The organism is Streptomyces sp. AN091965 (genome assembly GCF_022698285.1).
In the GTDB taxonomy this organism is placed as follows: domain Bacteria; phylum Actinomycetota; class Actinomycetes; order Streptomycetales; family Streptomycetaceae; genus Streptomyces.
The window spans coordinates 6,655,784-6,671,790 of the sequence record NZ_JALDMY010000001.1 but is presented as its reverse complement, the minus strand read 5'-3'; the positions used below and the strand labels follow the sequence as shown (position 1 = coordinate 6,671,790).

Genomic DNA, 16,007 nt, shown 5'->3' with positions numbered 1-16,007 from the left:
CTACTCGCCCCTCGGCTTCCGAAACTGGGAGAACAGTTGTTAACTGCATGGCATGAGTCACACCCTCGGCGACCGGCCCGTCGGCACCCGGCAGGCCCAGAAGCAGAAGACCCGGCAGGCCCTCCTGGACGCCGCCCTGCGCCTGCTGGAGGAGCAGAGCCTGTCCAGCCTGGGCCTGCGCGAGGTCACCCGCGCCGTGGGCGTGGCGCCCACCGCCTTCTACCGGCACTTCCGCGACACCGCCGACCTGGGCGTGGCACTCGTCGAGGAGGCCCTGGGCAGCCTGCACACGACGCTCGCGGCGATGCTCGCGGCCACCGGCGACGGTGAGGAACGCATCGCGGGCGCCGTCGAGTTGATCGCCTCCTACGTACGCGCGTACCCCGCGCACGTGCGCTTCATCGCGCGGGAGCGGCACGGCGGCGTACGGGCCGTACGCGAGGCCATCGGCGACCAGCTCGCGCTGTTCGCGCGGGAGGTGGCGGACCGGTTCGCCGAGGAGTCGGAGGCCGCGGGCTGGAGCGGGGACGACCTCCTGATGCTCGCGCGGACATACGTGGACCACATGGTGATGACGGCCTCCGCGCTCCTGGAGACCGACGACGAGGGCGAGGTCACCGACACGGCCCGCAGCCAGCTGCGCCTGGTGGGCCTCGGCCGCCGCCACTGGCTCGACGCACCGGCGGAGGGCGCCCGAGCGGGTGCGCCCCCGCACACCTCGACACGCCGGTAAGGGGCAACTAGCCTCGACACCCATGACGAACACGCACGCCGACTGGGCGCTCGACCGGACCTTCGCCTCCTCGTCCGGCGCCGTCCGCTGGGCCGCGCTCGGGCCCGAGGACGCGAGCCCCGTCGTCCTCGTCCACGGCACGCCCTTCTCCTCGTACGTGTGGCGGGGCGTCGCCCGGGCCCTCGCGCGCGACCACCGCGTGCACGTGTGGGACCTGCCCGGGTACGGCGCCTCGGAGATGCGTGCCGGGCAGGACGTGTCGCTCGCCGCGCAGGGCCGCGTCCTCACCGAACTGCTCACCCACTGGGGCCTGGACGGCGAGCGGCGCCCGGCCGTCGTCGCCCACGACTTCGGCGGCTGCGTCGCGCTGCGCGCCCACCTCCTGCACGGCGCCCGCTACGCCCGGCTCGCCCTCGTCGACCCGGTGGCGCTCGCGCCCTGGGGCTCGCCCACGTACCGGCTGCTCGGCGCGCACGCCGAGGTGTTCGGGCAGCTGCCGCCCGCGCTGCACGAGGCCGTTGTGCGGGAGTACGTCGGCTCCGCGAGCCACCGCGGGCTGCACCCGGCCGTCCTGGACCGGCTCGTCGCGCCCTGGTGCACCGAGGCGGGCAGGCCCGCGTTCTACCGGCAGATCGAGCAGAACGACCAGCGCTTCACCGACGAGATCCAGGGCCGGTACGGCGAGGTGGAGCCGCCCGTGCTCATCTGCTGGGGCACCGAGGACACCTGGATCCCGGTGGCGCGCGGGCACGAGCTCGCCGGGCTCGTGCCGGGCGCCGAGCTGCGCCTCGTCGAGGGCGCGGGACATCTCGTACAGGAGGACGCGCCGGCGGAACTCACCGGGGAGCTCGGTCGTTTCCTGGGTGCGGGCCTCTCCGGAGCTCACTGACGGTAGAGGTCAGTGACGGCCGCGGCGGCCCGCGCCAAGTCCTCGCGCACCTCCGGGGGTGACACGACCTCCACGGAGGCGGCGAAGGGCAGCAGCATGCGGGCCGCGCCCACCGCCTCCAGCGTGAGCACGACGGTGACCCACTCCCCCGCGCCGTCGTCCTCGGCCACCCGCGTGAGCGTGCCGACCTGGAGTCGAAGGAACTGCTCGTAGCGCTCGCGGCGCACCCGCACGGTCACCTCGACGCCGCCCGCGCGCCGCTCCACCCGCCGCTTCAGCTCCTCCCAGACGTGCGCGAGTTCCACGCCCGCCCGGCGCCTGACCGGCTCGTCCGTCAGCCGCGCCGCGCGCACCCGGTCGGCGCGGAACAGCCGCGGCCTGCCGCCCCGGTCGGCCACCAGGTACCAGACGCCCGCCTTGGACACCAGGCCGTACGGATCGAGGGTGTACGCCCGCGGCTCGCTCGCGCCGCTGTGCCGGTAGCGCACCCGCAGCCGCCGGTCCGCGAGGACGGCGTCCTGGAGCACCCCCAGGTGGTCCACGGGCAGGCCGGCGCCCGGTCCGCGGGTCCAGCGCTCGGCGTCCACCAGGATGCGGCGGCTCGTCAGCTCGGCGGCGGGCCGGTGCGGTTCGGGCAGCGCCGCCATCACCTTGCGCAGGGCCGAGCCGAGCGCGGCGTCCAGGCCGAGCGCCGCGTGCGCGCCCCCCGCCGCGAGCAGGAACAGCGCGCGGGACTCGTCGGCGGTCAGCCCCGTGACGTCCGTGCGGTAGCCGGGCAGCAGGGCGATGCCGCCGTGCCGCCCGCGCTCGGCGTACACCGGGACGCCGGAGGCGGACAGCGCGTCGACGTCGCGGTAGATGGTGCGGACGGACACCTCCAGGCGCTCGGCGAGCTCGGGCGCGGACACGCGCCCCCGGGTCTGGAGCAGCAGCAGGATCGACAGGAGCCGGTCGGACTTCACGGGCACAAGGATCGCGCAGCCCCCGCCGGGAACCCGCGCGCGGCCCCGCGTCCACGGCGCCCCTGACGCCCCGGGCCGCACGCCCCACACGCCCCCGGTCCGCCGCGCGCCCCACCCGGGTCCCGCGCGCCGGATCCAAAAGCGACGGGAAACACTCCTCAGGTCTTCCCAAATCCTGCTTATGATTCGGGGGTGTTCGACTCCCGGCACATCAGGTCCTTCCACGAAGTGGTCCGCACCGGCTCGTACTCGGCGGCGGCCCGCTCGCTCGGCTATACGCAGCCCGCGATCACCCAGCAGATGAAGGCGCTCGAACGGTCCGTGGGCACGGTCCTGTTCACCCGCGTCGGCCGCCGCATGCGTCTGACCGAGGCGGGCGAAGCGCTGTCCCGGCACGCGGGAGTCATCCTCGGCAACATCGACGCCGCCCAGCAGCAGATGAACGCGATCACGCGCCTGCGCACCGGCCGCGTCCGGCTCTGCGCGTTCCCGAGCGCCACCGCCACGCTGATACCGGAGGCCCTCGCCCGGCTCGCCCGCGGCCACCGCGGCATCCGCGTCGAGCTCCAGGAGTACGAGCCGCCGGAGTCGCTCCAGCGCCTCGTGCACGGCGACGCCGACATCACGCTGGCCTTCACCTACCCCGGCCTGCGCGAGGACGTGCCGGACGAGGTCGTCGAAGTACCGCTGATGGAGGACCAGTTGACGGTCCTGCTGCCGACCGGGCACCCGCTGGCCAGGCGCCGCTCGGTGCGCCTGGCCGATCTGTCCGACGAGCGCTGGATCGCCGGGTGCCTGCGCTGCCGGGCCAACTTCCTGCACGAGTGCGCCGAGCAGGGCTTCGCGCCCGACATCGCCTTCACCACCGACGACAACCTGGTCATCCAGAGCCTCGTCTCCGAGGGGCTCGGCATCGCCATGATGCCGGGGCTCGTCCTCAACTTCCTGTGCCACCGCTCCGTCACGGGCCGCCCGCTGGACCCGGCGTCGCGGCGACAGGTGTCCGCGTACGTCCTGCGCGAGCACCTGAGGATCCCCGCGACGGCGCTCGTCCTGGACGAGCTGAAGGCGGTCGCGGCGAACCGGATGGGCTGCTGACCCCCGGAATCCGGCCACCGGCCCCGCCATCCATAAGCATTTTTTAACCCAACGCGAAGAAACTGTCGTTGGACGTGATGGATGGTGCGGGTCGACGCTGCGAGTATGACCACCCCCACCGCGCACCACGCTCCGCCCGCCCGCACCACCGAGCGGACCGACGCGCTCGTCGCCGACATCCGCGAGGCCGTCGGCCGCGGTCTGCCGCCGGACCTGACCGCCTACCTCGTCGGCGAGCGGCTCGCGCCGCACCTCGGCGCGGACGGCCTGCTCACCGACGAGCAGTGCGAGGGCGACCCCGACCGCTACCGGCAGCACCTCCTGCACGCCGAGGCCGACGGCAGCTTCTCCGTCGTCGCGCTCGTCTGGATGCCCGGCCAGCGCACGTCCGTGCACGACCACGTCTCCTGGTGCGTGACCGGGGTGCACGAGGGCGAGGAGCACGAGCGGCGCTACCGGCTCGTGCCCGCGGCCGGGCCCGGCACGTCCGCGCGGCTCATCGCCACCGAGGACGTCGTCAACCCCACCGGCGCGGTGTGCGGCTTCGCGCCCCCCGGTGACATCCACCGGGTGTGGAACGCGGGCGCGGGGCGCGCGATATCCCTGCACGTCTACGGCGCCGACATCTCCCGGCTCGGCACCAGCGTGCGGCGGGTGTACGACCTCCCGGCCGACCGCTGATGGCGCTGCTCGGGCAGCGCCCGGCGAAGCCCGCGCCCCCCGCCGCCGGGCCAGGGGCCGGGCCCGGCCCCTGGCCGGGGCTCGCCCTCGCCGCGGCCGCGGTGGCGCTCGCCTGGCTGACGCACCGGCTGCTGCCCGGTGTGCCGATGCTGACCGTCGCCATCGTGCTCGGCCTGGCCGCCGCGCACGTACCCGGTACGCGGACGTGGGTGCGCGGGCCCGCCAAGGCCGGGCTCACCTTCGCGGCGAAGCGCCTGATGCGGGTGGGCGTGGTGCTCCTCGGCCTGAAGCTCAGCCTCGACGACGTGCTCGGCGTGGGCTGGCAGACCGTCGCGATGGTGCTCGTGACGGTGGCGGCCACGTTCTTCGGCACCTGGTGGCTCGGCCGGCGGCTCGGGCTCCCCGGCGACCAGCCCCTGCTGATCGCCACCGGCTACTCGATCTGCGGTGCCTCCGCGATCGGCGCGGTCGGCGACGTGTCCAAGAGCGAGGAGCGGGACACCGCCGTGTCCGTGGCCGTCGTCACGCTGTGCGGCACGCTCGCGATCGCCGTGCTGCCGCTGCTCCAGGGGCCCTTGGGGCTCACCGACGCGGAGTTCGGGCGGTGGGTGGGGGCCAGCGTGCACGACGTGGGGCAGGTGGTGGCGACCGCGCAGACCGCGGGGGGTGACGCGCTCGGCGAGGGCGTGCTCGTCAAGCTGATGCGGGTGGCCGTGCTCGCGCCGCTCGTCGCGGCGGTCGCGGTCTCCGTACGGGCCCGGGGCGCGGCCGCGCCCGGCGAGCGGCGGCCCGCGGTGGTGCCGCTCTTCGTCGCAGGGTTCCTGCTGATGGTGGGCCTGCGCAGTACGGACCTGCTGTCCGGGTCCGCCCTCGACGCGGCCGGGCTCACCCAGGAGCTCCTCCTCGGGGCGGCGCTCTTCGGGCTCGGCAGCGCGGTGGACCTGCGGTCGCTGGCCCGTACGGGGGGCCGGGTGGCCCTGGTGGGGCTGTGCGCGTGGGTGGTGGTCGCGGGGGTCTCCTACGCGGGGGTCTGCCTGACGGCGTGAGCCCCTGCCCGGGGCCGGGCCCCTCAGAGGCGGGCCCTGGCCAGTTGGCGGGACTGGGCCACCAGGCGGTCGGCCGTGTCCCAGACCTCGGCGTCCTCCTCCAGGAAGCCCCCGGCCAGGTTGCGCGTGGTGATGGAGACCCGCAGCGGCCCCGGCGCGGGCCTGGCCCGGATGTGCGCGGTCAGCTCGATGGTCGGCACCCAGCCGGAGAGCCCCAGCTCGAACGCCGTCGGCGGCAGCGCGTCCACCGCGAGGAGCAGCGACAGGGGATCCGGGTCGCGCCCGTCCGCGAGGCCGAACCAGCCGCGCATCTCGCCCTTGCCGGAGGGCGCGCCGAGCGCCCACCCGAGCGTCGCCGGGTCGAGCTTCAGCCAGAGCCGGTCCGCGATCGCGGAGCTGCCGGGCACCGCCCCGCGGTCCGGCGCGTCGTCGGGCCCGAAGCACTGCTCGACGGGCGGCAGGTCCGGCGGCAGCGCGGAGGTGCGCACGTCGTCGGGGAGCGCGTCGAGGTCGCCGTACGAGGCGACGACGCGCAGCCGCTCCACCTCGCGCCCACCTTCCTCCTGGTAGAGGGAGGCCTGACCGGTGGACAGGCCGCGCCCGGCGCGCACGACCTGCGTACGGACGACGGCGGGCCCCGGCTCGGACGCCGTCAGATAGTGCGCGGAGACCGTGAACGGGTCGGAGTGCGGCAGGGCGTGCGCGAGCGCGCGGCCGACGAGCGCGAGGAGGTAGCCGCCGTTGACGGCGCTGATGATGGTCCAGCCCGCCGAGAGCTCGGTGTCGTAGACGCCGGGTGCGCGCGCGAAGACCTCGGTGTCGCGGTCGAACTCGCTGTTGCCGATCGTCGCGCGCGGCGCGGGCGCCGCAGCTGTTTCCGCCATGGCGACAACGTACAACACGAAACTACTAAGCGGTAGCTTTTTGATGTTTCCCACCGCCGCGCGCGGCCGCGGGGCCCGGGCACCGGCCTCAGGCGCCGTCCTCCGCCGCCGAGGACCGCCGGTTCCAGGCCCGCGGCGCCCGCCAGTGGTAGCGCATCGCGAGCAGCCGGAGGACGAACGCCGTGACGATCGCGAGCCCGGTCGTGAAGCCGTTCAGGGCGTCGTAGCGCAGGCACAGGGCGACGATCGCCGCGCCCACGATCGCCGGCACCGCGTACAGGTCGCGGTCCCAGCGCACCAGGGACGGCACCTCGTTGGCGACGATGTCGCGCAGGACGCCGCCGCCCACCGCGGTGGCGAGGCCGAGGGCCGCGGACGCGGTGAGGCCGAGGCCGTAGTCGTACGCCTTGGCCGTCCCGGTGACGCAGAACAGGCCGAGGCCCGCCGCGTCGAAGACGTTCACGGCGAGCTGGGTGCGTTCGACCTCCGGGTGCAGGAAGAACACGAGCAGCGCGGCGAGCAGCGGGGTGAGGAAGTAGCCGAGGTCCGTGAACGCGGCGGGTGGCACCGCGCCGATCACCAGGTCCCGGAAGAGCCCGCCGCCGAGCGCGGTGACCTCGGCGAGGACGGCGATGCCGAAGACGTCGAAGTTCTTGCGGACGGCGAGGAGCGCGCCGGAGATCGCGAAGACGAAGATTCCGGCGATGTCCAGGGCGTGCTGGACGGAGGGGCTGAACAAATCGTGAAGCACGAGCCATTCTCACCCGTCGGGTGAGCTCCACTCACCGGGCCGCGCCCGGGGCCCCTCTCCCGCCGGGGCCCGCCCCCCTCCGCAGGACCATCGCGCCGGCGCGCTCGTCCTCAATCGCCGGACGGGCTCAAACCGTCGCCGTCGCTCTCCTCCAAGGCGACGCCCGCCCGCCCCGTGTGGGGGCGGGCGGGCGGGGGGACTCAGCGCGGTGGATCACTCCGGGTCCGCTGCCTTCTCGGGCGCGGGGGCCTCCGTCGCGGCCTCGGCTTCCTGCGAAGGCGCGGCCGCGCCTTCAGCCTTGGCCTTGGCCTCGGGCTTGGACACGGGCTCGGGCTCGGGCTTGGACACGGGCTCGGGCTCGGGCTTGGACACGGGCTCGGGCTCGGGCTTGGACACGGGCTCGGGCTCGGGCTTGGACACGGGCTCGGGCTCGGGCTTGGACACGGGCTCGGCCTCCGCCTCGTCCGCGGCCGTCGTGACCGTCACCACGTCGATCGCCTCCCGGGCCACCGAGAGGAGCTTCGTGTCCTCGGGTGCCTGGTCGTCCGCGTTCTCCGGGTGGTGGCAGGCCACCTGGTGGCCGGGCTCCAGGGAGAGCAGCGGCGGCTCCTTGACCGCGCAGATCTCCGTCGCCTTCCAGCAGCGCGTGTGGAAGCGGCAGCCGGTGGGCGGGTCGATCGGCGAGGGCACGTCGCCGCGGAGCAGGATGCGCTCGCTCTTGACACCGCGCCGCTTGGGGTCCGGCACCGGCACCGCGGAGAGCAGCGCCTTGGTGTACGGGTGCATCGGCTTGGTGTAGAGGTCCTTGCGGTCCGCGAGCTCGACCATCTTGCCGAGGTACATCACCGCGATCCGGTCGGACACGTGCCGGATGACCGACAGGTCGTGCGCGATGATCACATAGGTGAGCCCGAGCTCGTCCTGGAGGTCGTCGAGGAGGTTGACCACCTGCGCCTGGATGGAGACGTCGAGCGCGGAGACGGGCTCGTCGGCCACCACCAGCTTCGGCTTGAGCGCGAGCGCGCGGGCGATGCCGATGCGCTGGCGCTGGCCGCCGGAGAACTCGTGCGGATAGCGGTTGTAGTGCTCCGGGTTCAGGCCGACGCGCTCCAGCATCTCCTGGACGGTCTTCTTGATGCCGCCCTCGGGCTTGACGCCCTGGAGCTTGAACGGCGCGCCCACGATCGTGCCGATGGTGTGGCGCGGGTTCAGCGAGGAGTACGGGTCCTGGAAGATCATCTGGACGTCGCGGCGCAGCGGGCGCATCCGCGCGGTGCCCAGGTGCGTGATGTCCACGCCCTCGAACTCCACCCGCCCGCTGGTCGGTTCGAGCAGCCGGGTGATGAGCCGGCCCATGGTCGACTTGCCGCAGCCGGACTCGCCGACGACGCCGAGGGTCTCGCCGGACCGCACGTCGAAGGTGAGGCCGTCCACGGCCTGCACGGCCGCGACCTGGCGCTGGAGCAGCCCCTTCTTGATGGGGAAGTGCTTGACCAGGCCCTCGACCTTGAGCAGCGTCTCCGCGGACTGCGCCGTCGACGACTTCTTCGTCTGCTCCGGGATCGTCATCTGTTCGGCTTTCTCCGTCACTGCGGCGTCGTCCCGCGCCGCGTCACGTTTCTCGGTCACAGCTTCGGCGCAATCTCTTCGGTCCAGATCCGGGTGCGCTCCTCGCGCGACATGTGGCAGGCCGAGAAGTGGCCGGCGCCGACCTCGGTCAGTTCGGGGCGCTCCGTCCGCGTGATGTTGTCCTTGGGCACGTCGGCGTAGGGGCACCGCGGGTTGAAGGCGCAGCCGCTCGGCAGGTTGATGAGGCTGGGCGGGGAGCCCTTGACCGGGATGAGGCGCTCGGTCTCCTCGCGGTCGATGCGCGGCATCGAGCCGAGCAGGCCCCAGGTGTAGGGGTGCTGGGGCTCGTAGAAGACCTCCTGGGCCGAGCCGCGCTCGACGCAGCGGCCGCCGTACATCACGAGGAGTTCGTCGGCCATCTCCGCCACGACGCCCAGGTCGTGGGTGATCATGATGACCGCGGAGCCGAACTCCTTCTGCAGGTCCCGGATCAGGTCCAGGATCTGCGCCTGGACCGTCACGTCGAGCGCCGTCGTGGGCTCGTCGGCGATCAGCAGCTCCGGGTTGTTGACCAGGGCCATCGCGATCATCGCGCGCTGGCGCATGCCGCCGGAGAACTCGTGCGGGTAGGAGTCCACCCGCTTGTCCGGCTGCGGGATGCCGACGCGGTCGAGCATCTCGATGGCGCGCTTGCGGGCGACCTTCTTGTCGACGTCGTGGTGGACCCGGTACGCCTCGGTGATCTGCTTGCCGATGGAGTAGTACGGGTGCAGCGCGGACAGCGGGTCCTGGAAGATCATCGCCATCTCGCGGCCGCGCAGCTTGCGCACCTGGTCCGGCGGCGCGCTGAGCAGCTCGGTGCCGTTCAGCCAGATCTCGCCGGACAGCTGCGGCTTGCGGCGGCCGTACTGCCCGGCCGTGTGCAGACCGAGGATGCCGAGCGAGGTCACGGACTTGCCGGACCCGGACTCGCCGACGATGCCGAGGGTGCGGCCCTTCTCCAGGGAGAAGGTCAGGCCGTCGACGGACTTCACCAGGCCGTCGTCGGTGGGGAAGTGCACCTTGAGGTCGCGGACCTCGAGGAAGGCGGTGGGGGCCGCGGAGCCGGTGGTGGGCTCGCCCACCGCGGCGCCGCTCTTGCTCAGTTCGGTCATCCCAGCCTCACTCGCGGGTCAATGACGGCGTACAGAAGGTCCACGACGAGGTTGGCGACGGCGATGGCGAGGGCCGCGCACAGGGTGACGCCGAGGATCACGGGCAGGTCCTTGCTGCTGATGGCCCTGACCGCTTCGAGGCCGAGGCCCGGAAGGTTGAAGGTGGACTCGGTGAGCACGGCGCCGCCCATGAGGACGCCGAGGTCGAGTCCGAAGACGGTGAGGATCGGCGTCATCGCGGAGCGCAGGGCGTGTCTGCGGATGACGACGGACTCGCCGAGGCCCTTGGCGCGCGCGGTGCGGATGTAGTCCTCGCCGAGGACTTCCATCATGGTGGCGCGGGTGAGGCGCGCGTACATCGCGGCGTTGAGGAAGGCGAGCACGATCCACGGCAGGATCAGCGTCTGGAACCAGACGTCGATGCTGTCGTCCGTCGAGAGGCTGTCGGCGATCTTCACCCAGCCCAGGTTGTGGACGAAGATGCCCATCGCGACCATGCCGGTGAAGAAGACGGGCAGCGAGACGCCGCCGAGGGCGGTGGTCATCGCGGCGCGGTCCCAGATGGTGCCCCGCTTGAGCGCGGAGACCACACCGGTGGCGACACCGGCGGCGAGCCACAGCACACAGGCGCCGGCGGCGAGCGCGCCGGTCACGGGCAGGGCGTCCTTGAGGGTCTCCCAGACGGGCGCCTCGGTGCGGAAGGAGTAGCCGAAGCAGGGCGCCGGGCAGTGCGTGACGTCACTGCCGTTGGCGTAGTCCCGGCCCATCGGGATGCCCTTGATGAAGTCCCAGAACTGGACGATCAGCGGGTCGTCGAGACCCAGCTTGGTCCGGATGCCGGCGAGCTGCTCGGCTCCGGCCTGCTTGCCGGCGAAGAGGACGGCGATGTCCTGTCCAGCCCACTTGGGCAGCATGAAGAAGACGGTGAAGGTCGCGAGCAGTACGACCAGCACCATGATGATGACGGCGATCAGGCGCCGGATGAGGTAAGCAAGCACTGTGCGCGGCCCGGCGGTGGTTCCGCGGCCCCCTCGTGAGGGGTGCGGGACCACCGCCCGGGGCCATCACCTGCCCTTCGGACTGGCGGATATCGGCGGCGTTGTGACGGTTGATCAACTACGGGTGCCACGGCGGGGGCTGCCCGCCGTGGCGGTGGGGCGCTACTTGCTGCTGACGCCGAGCGAGACGTAGTCGTACCGGCCGTTGTAGGCGTCGGACATGTAGGCGTTGGTCAGCCGCGGTCCGCGCCAGGTGATGTTCTTCTCGTACAGGAAGGGCATCCAGTCGGCCTGGTCGAGGATGCGCTTGTCGAGCTGCTTGTAGATCTCACCGGCCTTGACCGCGTCGGTCTCGGCGATCGCCTTGTCGAAGAGCCCGTCGATCTTCTTGTCCTTGATCTGCGACTCGTTGTAGTTGCCGTTCTCGACCAGGTAGCGCGAGTCGAACAGCGGCTGCGCGTAGCCCTGGCCGGACGGGAAGTCGGGGCCCCAGCCGGACATCTGCATGCTGTAGCCGCGCTTCTTCACCACGGAGGGCGAACCGGTGATGCTGGCGGAGTCGGCGCCGTCGAGGGACTCGACGTCGATGTTGATGTTCGCCTTCTTCAGCTGGGCCTGCAGCGCCTCGGCGGCGTCGACCTCACCCGGGTTGTTGTTGCGGGCGGTGAGCTTGGCGCTGAAGCCGTTCGGCTTGTCGCACTGCTTGAGCTCGTCCTTGGCCTTGGCCAGGTCCGGCTTGCCCTTGCGCTCCAGGACGCCGTAGGGGTCGTAGTCGCTGTAGCCCGGGATCGCCTTGGGGAAGGTGCTGTTGGCGATGTCACCGGCGGCGAGCTTGCCGCCGCGGGTCTGCTGGAGGCTCGCGAAGTCCGTGGCGTAGAAGACGGCCTTGCGGCAGTGGACGTTGTCGAACGGCTTCGCCGTGTGGATCAGGGCGACGTAGCGCACGAAGGACGTGTGCATGTTGTCGACGCTGTCGCGGTGCTTCTGGACGGCGGTGACGCGGCCCGACTGGGTCATGCCGGTGCCGTTGAGGTCGACGTCGTAGTCGCCGGCCATCAGACGCTTGTCGTTCTCCTCCAGGTTGGCGGAGATGGTGACGTCGATCTTGTCCGGGAGCGCCGGGCGGATCGGGTCCGAGGCCTTCTTCCACTTGTCGTTGCGCACGAGCACGATCTTCTTGCCGGGCTTGTACGTGTCGAACTTGTACGGGCCCGAGGAGAACGGCCGCGAGGTGTACTTCGCCTTGGTGTCCTTCGCCGCCTTCACCGGGGAGCCGGAGGGCATCGCGAGGAACTGCTCGAAGTCACCGTTGCGCTTGGGCAGCTTGAAGATGATGGTCTTGTCGTTCGGCGTCTGGATCGCCTTCAGACCGAGCTTGTCCGCGGACTTGTCCTTGTACGGACCCGGGTACTCGCCCTTGGGGTCGAGCGCCTGGCGCAGATAGCCGGGGCCACCGGTGATGGTGTCCTTGGCCCAGATGCGCTCGATGCCGTACTTGATGTCCTTGGAGGTCAGCGGCGAGCCGTCCTCCCAGGTGAGGCCGTCGCGCAGCTCGTACGTGTAGGTCTTGCCGTCGGCCGAGATCTTCGCCGTGGACTTGGCGAGGTCCGGCACCAGCTTCGTGCCCGCCTTGCCCGGCTTGGTGTCGTACGACACCAGCTGGCGCGTGTAGAAGCGCATGAAGTCCCAGGACATGCCGTAGTACGCGCGCTGCGGGTCGGCGGAGTCGAGGTCCTGCTTCCCGACCATGCGCAGGGTGCCACCGGTCTTCTTGGACGCCTTGGCGACGTTGTTCAGGGCGGCGTTGTAGCCGGCTCCCTTGCCGTCGCCGTCACCGTCACCGTCGCCGCTGCCGCAGGCCGTGGTGGTCACCAGGGCCGCGACGACGAGGGCCGCGCCCGCGGCGAGCCGCCTTTTCGGGGGAAGTGTGGGCATTTTCTCGCAACCTTCCGATTCGCGGTCCCTGGCTTATCGCTGCCGAAGAACCATGGAAAGAGCCACCTGACCAGCGGCAGGGGCAAGTCAGTCGGGTCTGCTAGCGGGTTCCCTTGGGGTCGAGCGCGTCGCGCAGACCGTCCCCGAAGAGGTTGAAGGCGAGCACCGTGATGAAGATCGTCACGCCCGGGAAGACCATGAACATGGGGTCGTGCTCGTACGTTTCGAGGGCGTCGCGCAGCATGCCTCCCCAGGAGGCGGTCGGCGGCTTGACACCCGCGCCCAGGAAGCTGAGGGCGGCCTCCGTGAGGATGTTCGTGGGGATCATCAGCGTGGCGTAGACGGTGATGGGGGCCACGAGGTTCGGCAGGAGTTCGCGGAAGAGGATGTGGCGCCGGCCGCCGCCGAGGCTCTTGGCGGCCTCCACGTACTCGCGCTCCCTGAGCGAGAGCGTCTGGCCGCGCACGATGCGCCCGATGTACGGCCAGCCGAAGAAGCCGATGACCAGGACGAGGATCGAGACGCGCACGCTCGTCCCCTGGAGCCCCAGGAAGTCGTCGGGAAGGACCGAGACCAGGGAGATGATGAAGAGCAGCTGCGGGAAGGAGAGCAGCACGTCCATCACGCGGCTGATCAGGGCGTCGATCCAGCCGCCGAAGTAGCCCGCGATGATCCCGAAGAGGGTGCCGAGGACCACGGCGACGATCGCGGCGAGGAAGGCCACGAGCAGCGAGATGCGTGCTCCGTAGACGATCCGGCTGAACACGTCGCGGCCCTTGTTGGGCTCGACTCCGAAGAGGTAGTCGCTGCTCACGCCGCCGAACGAGCCCGTGGGCAGGTTCGTCAGCGGGTCCAGCTTCTCCTGGTGGAAGTCGTTCGGCGGGTGTCCGAGCAGGCCGACGATCAGGGGCGCGAACACCGCCACGAGGACCAGGAGGACCACCGTGATGCCGCCCGCGAGGGCGACCTTGTCGCGCTTCAGCCGGTTCCAGGCGATCTGGGTGAGGGACCGCCCCTCGACCTTCTTCCCCCCTGCACCAGCTGCGGGGGCGACTTCCTCCGTGGGTTTCGCGTCCGCAGGTGTGTCATGCAATGGCGCCGTCATCGTGGCAGGGACCCCTCTCAACCGGCGGTGACCGGCCCGCACTTGCCGCTGTAGCGACGTGATCAGTCCGTCGTACACAGGGGCGAAGGCCCCTTGGAGCGGGAGTCTTCAACGGGGTCGTGATCTGTTACCAGACTTGTCGGGGAATGGATGCGCAACCGTGATGCTGATCGAGGTGTTCCGTTATCCGGACGTCATTGAACGCCGGGCGAACACGGGGCAGTTGGGGGCACAGGAACCACACGCGTCCATACGTGCACTCCTGCCCCAGAAGGGGACATCGCGCACGTCGGTGCTGATCAGCTCGCCGACGGCAAACGGAATCCAGCCACTGTCCTGTTCGCCGCGATGGGCGCGCAGCGGGATTGCTACGCCTTTCGTACGAGATGTCTCAGTACTGTGCGGGATAGCCGTATCCGCCCGCGGCGGGAGCGGGAGCCCCCTGAGCGTCGCGGTCGTAGAACGGCCGGGCGTTGGCGCGCAGCCACAGCGCCACCGGGTCGTGCGGGTCGGCCATCGCGACGGTCGACACGGGCAGGCCCTCGGGGACGGCGCCGATGGACTGCTGCATCATCGCGCGCACCGAGTCGACGGACGCGGGCGAGGTGTCGTACACGTCCAGGCCGATGGCCAGATAGGGCGCGCCGAGCACCGGCTGCACCCAGGCGCGGCGCAGCGCGCGGACGGCGGGGGTCCGGTGCGCGTTCTGGGTCAACAGCGCGTAGAACTGCGGGAGTTCGATGGTCGGGTCGGTCAGCCGCAGCGGGCCCGCGGGCTGGGTGGCGAGGCCGCCCGCGATGCGCCGCAGATCGAGCCAGGGGATGCCGACGCCGCCGCCCGGGGCGTGCGGATTGAGCCACAGGCCGTAGTGGTCCGGGTACAGCGCGCGGGCCACGTCGAGGCCGCCGACCACTTCGTAGCCACGGTTCCAGCCGCTGGCGGAGAGCTCCTGGGCGGAGGTCACGCACGGCGCGTAGCCGTACCCCTCCACCTCCATGTTGCCGTACTGGGCGTCGGGGGATCCGGCCTGGCCGTGCCAGAGCAGCATCCACACCTTGCCGTCGGCGAGGGCGTGCAGGAGCGCCTCGTACGCGTCATAGCGCCCCGGCGTCACCTGGCGCAGCATGTGCTCGACCTGTCCGGCCGCAGCGGTGCCCGACGCGCTCACCCTAACCGCCCCTTCGCGACGTGCCCTGCGCGGTCGTTGCGCCGACCGCGTCACCGGGCACCAGCTTAAGCGGGGCGTGGCGACTTAGCGCTTGAACAGCTTTGCCGTGCTGTGCCGTGCTCTGCCGTCCGGCGACTGCGGGCCTCGTTGTGGCTGGTCGCGCAGTTCCCCGCGCCCCTTCGGGGCGCTGTCCCCCGGGGTGCTGACCCCTCGGGGCGCTCCCCCTAGCCCGCGGTGAAGAACGGGCGGAGGCGGGCCCTCATCCAGTCGCCCACCGGATCCTGGGCCACGTCCAGGAGGACCAGGTTGACCGGCCAGGGCACCGGGGTGCGGCCGAGGGCCCGGCCGAGGGCCGCCATGGGCAGTTCCCGGGCGTCGCCCTCCCAGGAGGACAGCTCGACGCCGATGAACAGGGTGGGGGCCTCGTCCTCGACGGTGGCGAGACAGCGCCGCGCGCTGAGCACCGCGCCCGTCGCCTCGAACTCCTGCGCCGCGGCGGACAGGAAGTCCACCGGGTCGTCCTGCCAGTCCGGCTCGAAGAGCCGCACCCGGCCGCCGCTCGCGGGCCCGTCCAGCTCCGTGCGACCCACCTGGCACAGCGCGGCCACCGCGGCGGGCGGCAGCGGCACCGCCACCGTGCCCTCCGGGTTGAGCGCGATGCCGAGCTCCGGCGCCAGGCCGCGCGCGAACTCCACCGCGGGCGCCACCGTGCAGCTCATCCGCCCCCCGGTGACCTGCTGGAACTCCTGCTCCGAGGTGAAGACGGGCACGTACGCCTGCCCGTGGAGCTCCAGCGTCGGCAGGTCGAGCGTGCCGCTCTCGGGCCCGCCCCCGTTCGGCAGCGGGATCCACAGCCTGCTGCGGCCCAGCACCTCGACCATGCGTGCGCCGGTCTCCTCGGACGGCGGCGCGCCGAGCGAGGCGGCGAGCACCTCCTCCAGTTCGTTGGCGGGCCAGCCGCCGTAGGGATGGGCGTGCGCCTGTGCCGGTACGTCCCCCGGAAAGTCCATCTGTCTCGACCTCTGCTCTGCGTG

Annotated in this window: 15 protein-coding genes; 5 read left to right on the top strand and 10 right to left on the bottom strand. The window is 71.7% G+C overall.

Annotation, left to right across the window (positions count from 1 at the left end):
* The first annotated feature begins 52 nt into the window (after positions 1-52).
* Together MQV74_RS28530 and MQV74_RS28525 are read left to right on the top strand one after the other, a co-directional pair.
* Positions 53-733 (top strand): TetR family transcriptional regulator, encoded by a 681-nt coding sequence (locus MQV74_RS28530; RefSeq protein WP_242723948.1) that lies wholly within the window; start codon positions 53-55, stop codon positions 731-733.
* Positions 734-755: 22 nt separating this feature from the next.
* Positions 756-1,622, top strand: a complete 867-nt coding sequence (locus MQV74_RS28525) for an alpha/beta fold hydrolase (protein ID WP_242723947.1) — start codon at positions 756-758, stop codon at positions 1,620-1,622.
* On the opposite strand, the gene MQV74_RS28520 is transcribed toward MQV74_RS28525, so the two are convergent.
* Positions 1,616-2,584, bottom strand: a complete 969-nt coding sequence (locus tag MQV74_RS28520) for a helix-turn-helix transcriptional regulator (protein WP_242723945.1) — start codon at positions 2,582-2,584, stop codon at positions 1,616-1,618. The two genes, MQV74_RS28525 and MQV74_RS28520, sit on opposite strands and share 7 nt — an antisense overlap.
* A 192-nt stretch (positions 2,585-2,776) precedes the next feature.
* Between MQV74_RS28520 and MQV74_RS28515 the strand changes: the two genes are divergently transcribed.
* The 3 genes from MQV74_RS28515 to MQV74_RS28505 all read left to right on the top strand — a co-directional run bounded on the left by MQV74_RS28515 (position 2,777) and on the right by MQV74_RS28505 (position 5,409).
* Positions 2,777-3,682 carry a LysR family transcriptional regulator gene (locus tag MQV74_RS28515; RefSeq protein WP_030676292.1) on the top strand — a complete coding sequence of 302 codons (906 nt, stop codon included), beginning with the start codon at positions 2,777-2,779 and terminating at the stop codon, positions 3,680-3,682.
* A gap of 105 nt (positions 3,683-3,787) precedes the next feature.
* Positions 3,788-4,363: a cysteine dioxygenase family protein gene (locus MQV74_RS28510; protein WP_242723941.1), complete on the top strand. Its 576-nt coding sequence runs from the start codon at positions 3,788-3,790 to the stop codon at positions 4,361-4,363.
* Positions 4,363-5,409, top strand: coding sequence for a YeiH family protein (locus tag MQV74_RS28505; protein WP_242723940.1), 1,047 nt, complete (start codon positions 4,363-4,365; stop codon positions 5,407-5,409). Before MQV74_RS28510 ends, MQV74_RS28505 begins: the two co-directional genes overlap by 1 nt.
* Positions 5,410-5,432: 23 nt before the next feature.
* On the opposite strand, the gene MQV74_RS28500 is transcribed toward MQV74_RS28505, so the two are convergent.
* From MQV74_RS28500 to MQV74_RS28460, 9 genes are all read right to left on the bottom strand, one after another.
* Entirely contained in the window at positions 5,433-6,293 is an 861-nt protein-coding gene (locus MQV74_RS28500; protein ID WP_242723939.1) for a thioesterase family protein, read from the bottom strand.
* Between the two features lie 88 nt (positions 6,294-6,381).
* The gene (locus MQV74_RS28495) at positions 6,382-7,044 is read right to left on the bottom strand and encodes a trimeric intracellular cation channel family protein (RefSeq protein WP_242723937.1); all 663 of its coding nucleotides are present in this window, start codon (positions 7,042-7,044) and stop codon (positions 6,382-6,384) included.
* Positions 7,045-7,257: 213 nt separating this feature from the next.
* Entirely contained in the window at positions 7,258-8,613 is a 1,356-nt protein-coding gene (locus MQV74_RS28490) for a dipeptide ABC transporter ATP-binding protein (protein ID WP_242729211.1), read from the bottom strand.
* A gap of 56 nt (positions 8,614-8,669) precedes the next feature.
* Positions 8,670-9,767, bottom strand: a complete 1,098-nt coding sequence (locus MQV74_RS28485; protein ID WP_242723936.1) for an ABC transporter ATP-binding protein — start codon at positions 9,765-9,767, stop codon at positions 8,670-8,672.
* A complete protein-coding gene (locus MQV74_RS28480) occupies positions 9,764-10,765 on the bottom strand; it encodes an ABC transporter permease (RefSeq protein WP_138961940.1) in 1,002 nt (333 codons plus the stop codon). The genes MQV74_RS28485 and MQV74_RS28480 overlap by 4 nt, the downstream gene beginning before the upstream one ends.
* 162 nt (positions 10,766-10,927) lie before the next feature.
* The gene (locus MQV74_RS28475) at positions 10,928-12,700 is read right to left on the bottom strand and encodes an ABC transporter substrate-binding protein (RefSeq protein WP_242723935.1); all 1,773 of its coding nucleotides are present in this window, start codon (positions 12,698-12,700) and stop codon (positions 10,928-10,930) included.
* Between the two features lie 100 nt (positions 12,701-12,800).
* Positions 12,801-13,805, bottom strand: a complete 1,005-nt coding sequence (locus tag MQV74_RS28470; protein ID WP_138961938.1) for an ABC transporter permease — start codon at positions 13,803-13,805, stop codon at positions 12,801-12,803.
* Positions 13,806-14,196: 391 nt separating this feature from the next.
* On the bottom strand, positions 14,197-14,973 hold the full coding sequence (locus MQV74_RS28465) for an enhanced serine sensitivity protein SseB C-terminal domain-containing protein (RefSeq protein ID WP_242723934.1): 777 nt from the start codon (positions 14,971-14,973) through the stop codon (positions 14,197-14,199).
* Between the two features lie 224 nt (positions 14,974-15,197).
* Positions 15,198-15,983 carry an enhanced serine sensitivity protein SseB gene (locus MQV74_RS28460; protein ID WP_242723933.1) on the bottom strand — a complete coding sequence of 262 codons (786 nt, stop codon included), beginning with the start codon at positions 15,981-15,983 and terminating at the stop codon, positions 15,198-15,200.
* Between the last annotated feature and the right edge of the window lie 24 nt (positions 15,984-16,007).

Bases quoted from the DNA above. Each gene is read 5' to 3' on its own strand.
- MQV74_RS28500 (WP_242723939.1), bottom strand. From the start codon at position 6,293: ATGGCGGAAACAGCTGCGGCGCCCGCGCCGCGCGCGACGATCGGCAAC.
- MQV74_RS28470 (WP_138961938.1), bottom strand. From the start codon at position 13,805: ATGACGGCGCCATTGCATGACACACCTGCGGACGCGAAACCCACGGAG.
- MQV74_RS28460 (WP_242723933.1), bottom strand. From the start codon at position 15,983: ATGGACTTTCCGGGGGACGTACCGGCACAGGCGCACGCCCATCCCTAC.
- MQV74_RS28475 (WP_242723935.1), bottom strand. From the start codon at position 12,700: ATGCCCACACTTCCCCCGAAAAGGCGGCTCGCCGCGGGCGCGGCCCTC.
- MQV74_RS28485 (WP_242723936.1), bottom strand. From the start codon at position 9,767: ATGACCGAACTGAGCAAGAGCGGCGCCGCGGTGGGCGAGCCCACCACC.
- MQV74_RS28510 (WP_242723941.1), top strand. From the start codon at position 3,788: ATGACCACCCCCACCGCGCACCACGCTCCGCCCGCCCGCACCACCGAG.
- MQV74_RS28525 (WP_242723947.1), top strand. From the start codon at position 756: ATGACGAACACGCACGCCGACTGGGCGCTCGACCGGACCTTCGCCTCC.
- MQV74_RS28505 (WP_242723940.1), top strand. From the start codon at position 4,363: ATGGCGCTGCTCGGGCAGCGCCCGGCGAAGCCCGCGCCCCCCGCCGCC.
- MQV74_RS28530 (WP_242723948.1), top strand. From the start codon at position 53: ATGAGTCACACCCTCGGCGACCGGCCCGTCGGCACCCGGCAGGCCCAG.
- MQV74_RS28490 (WP_242729211.1), bottom strand. From the start codon at position 8,613: ATGACGATCCCGGAGCAGACGAAGAAGTCGTCGACGGCGCAGTCCGCG.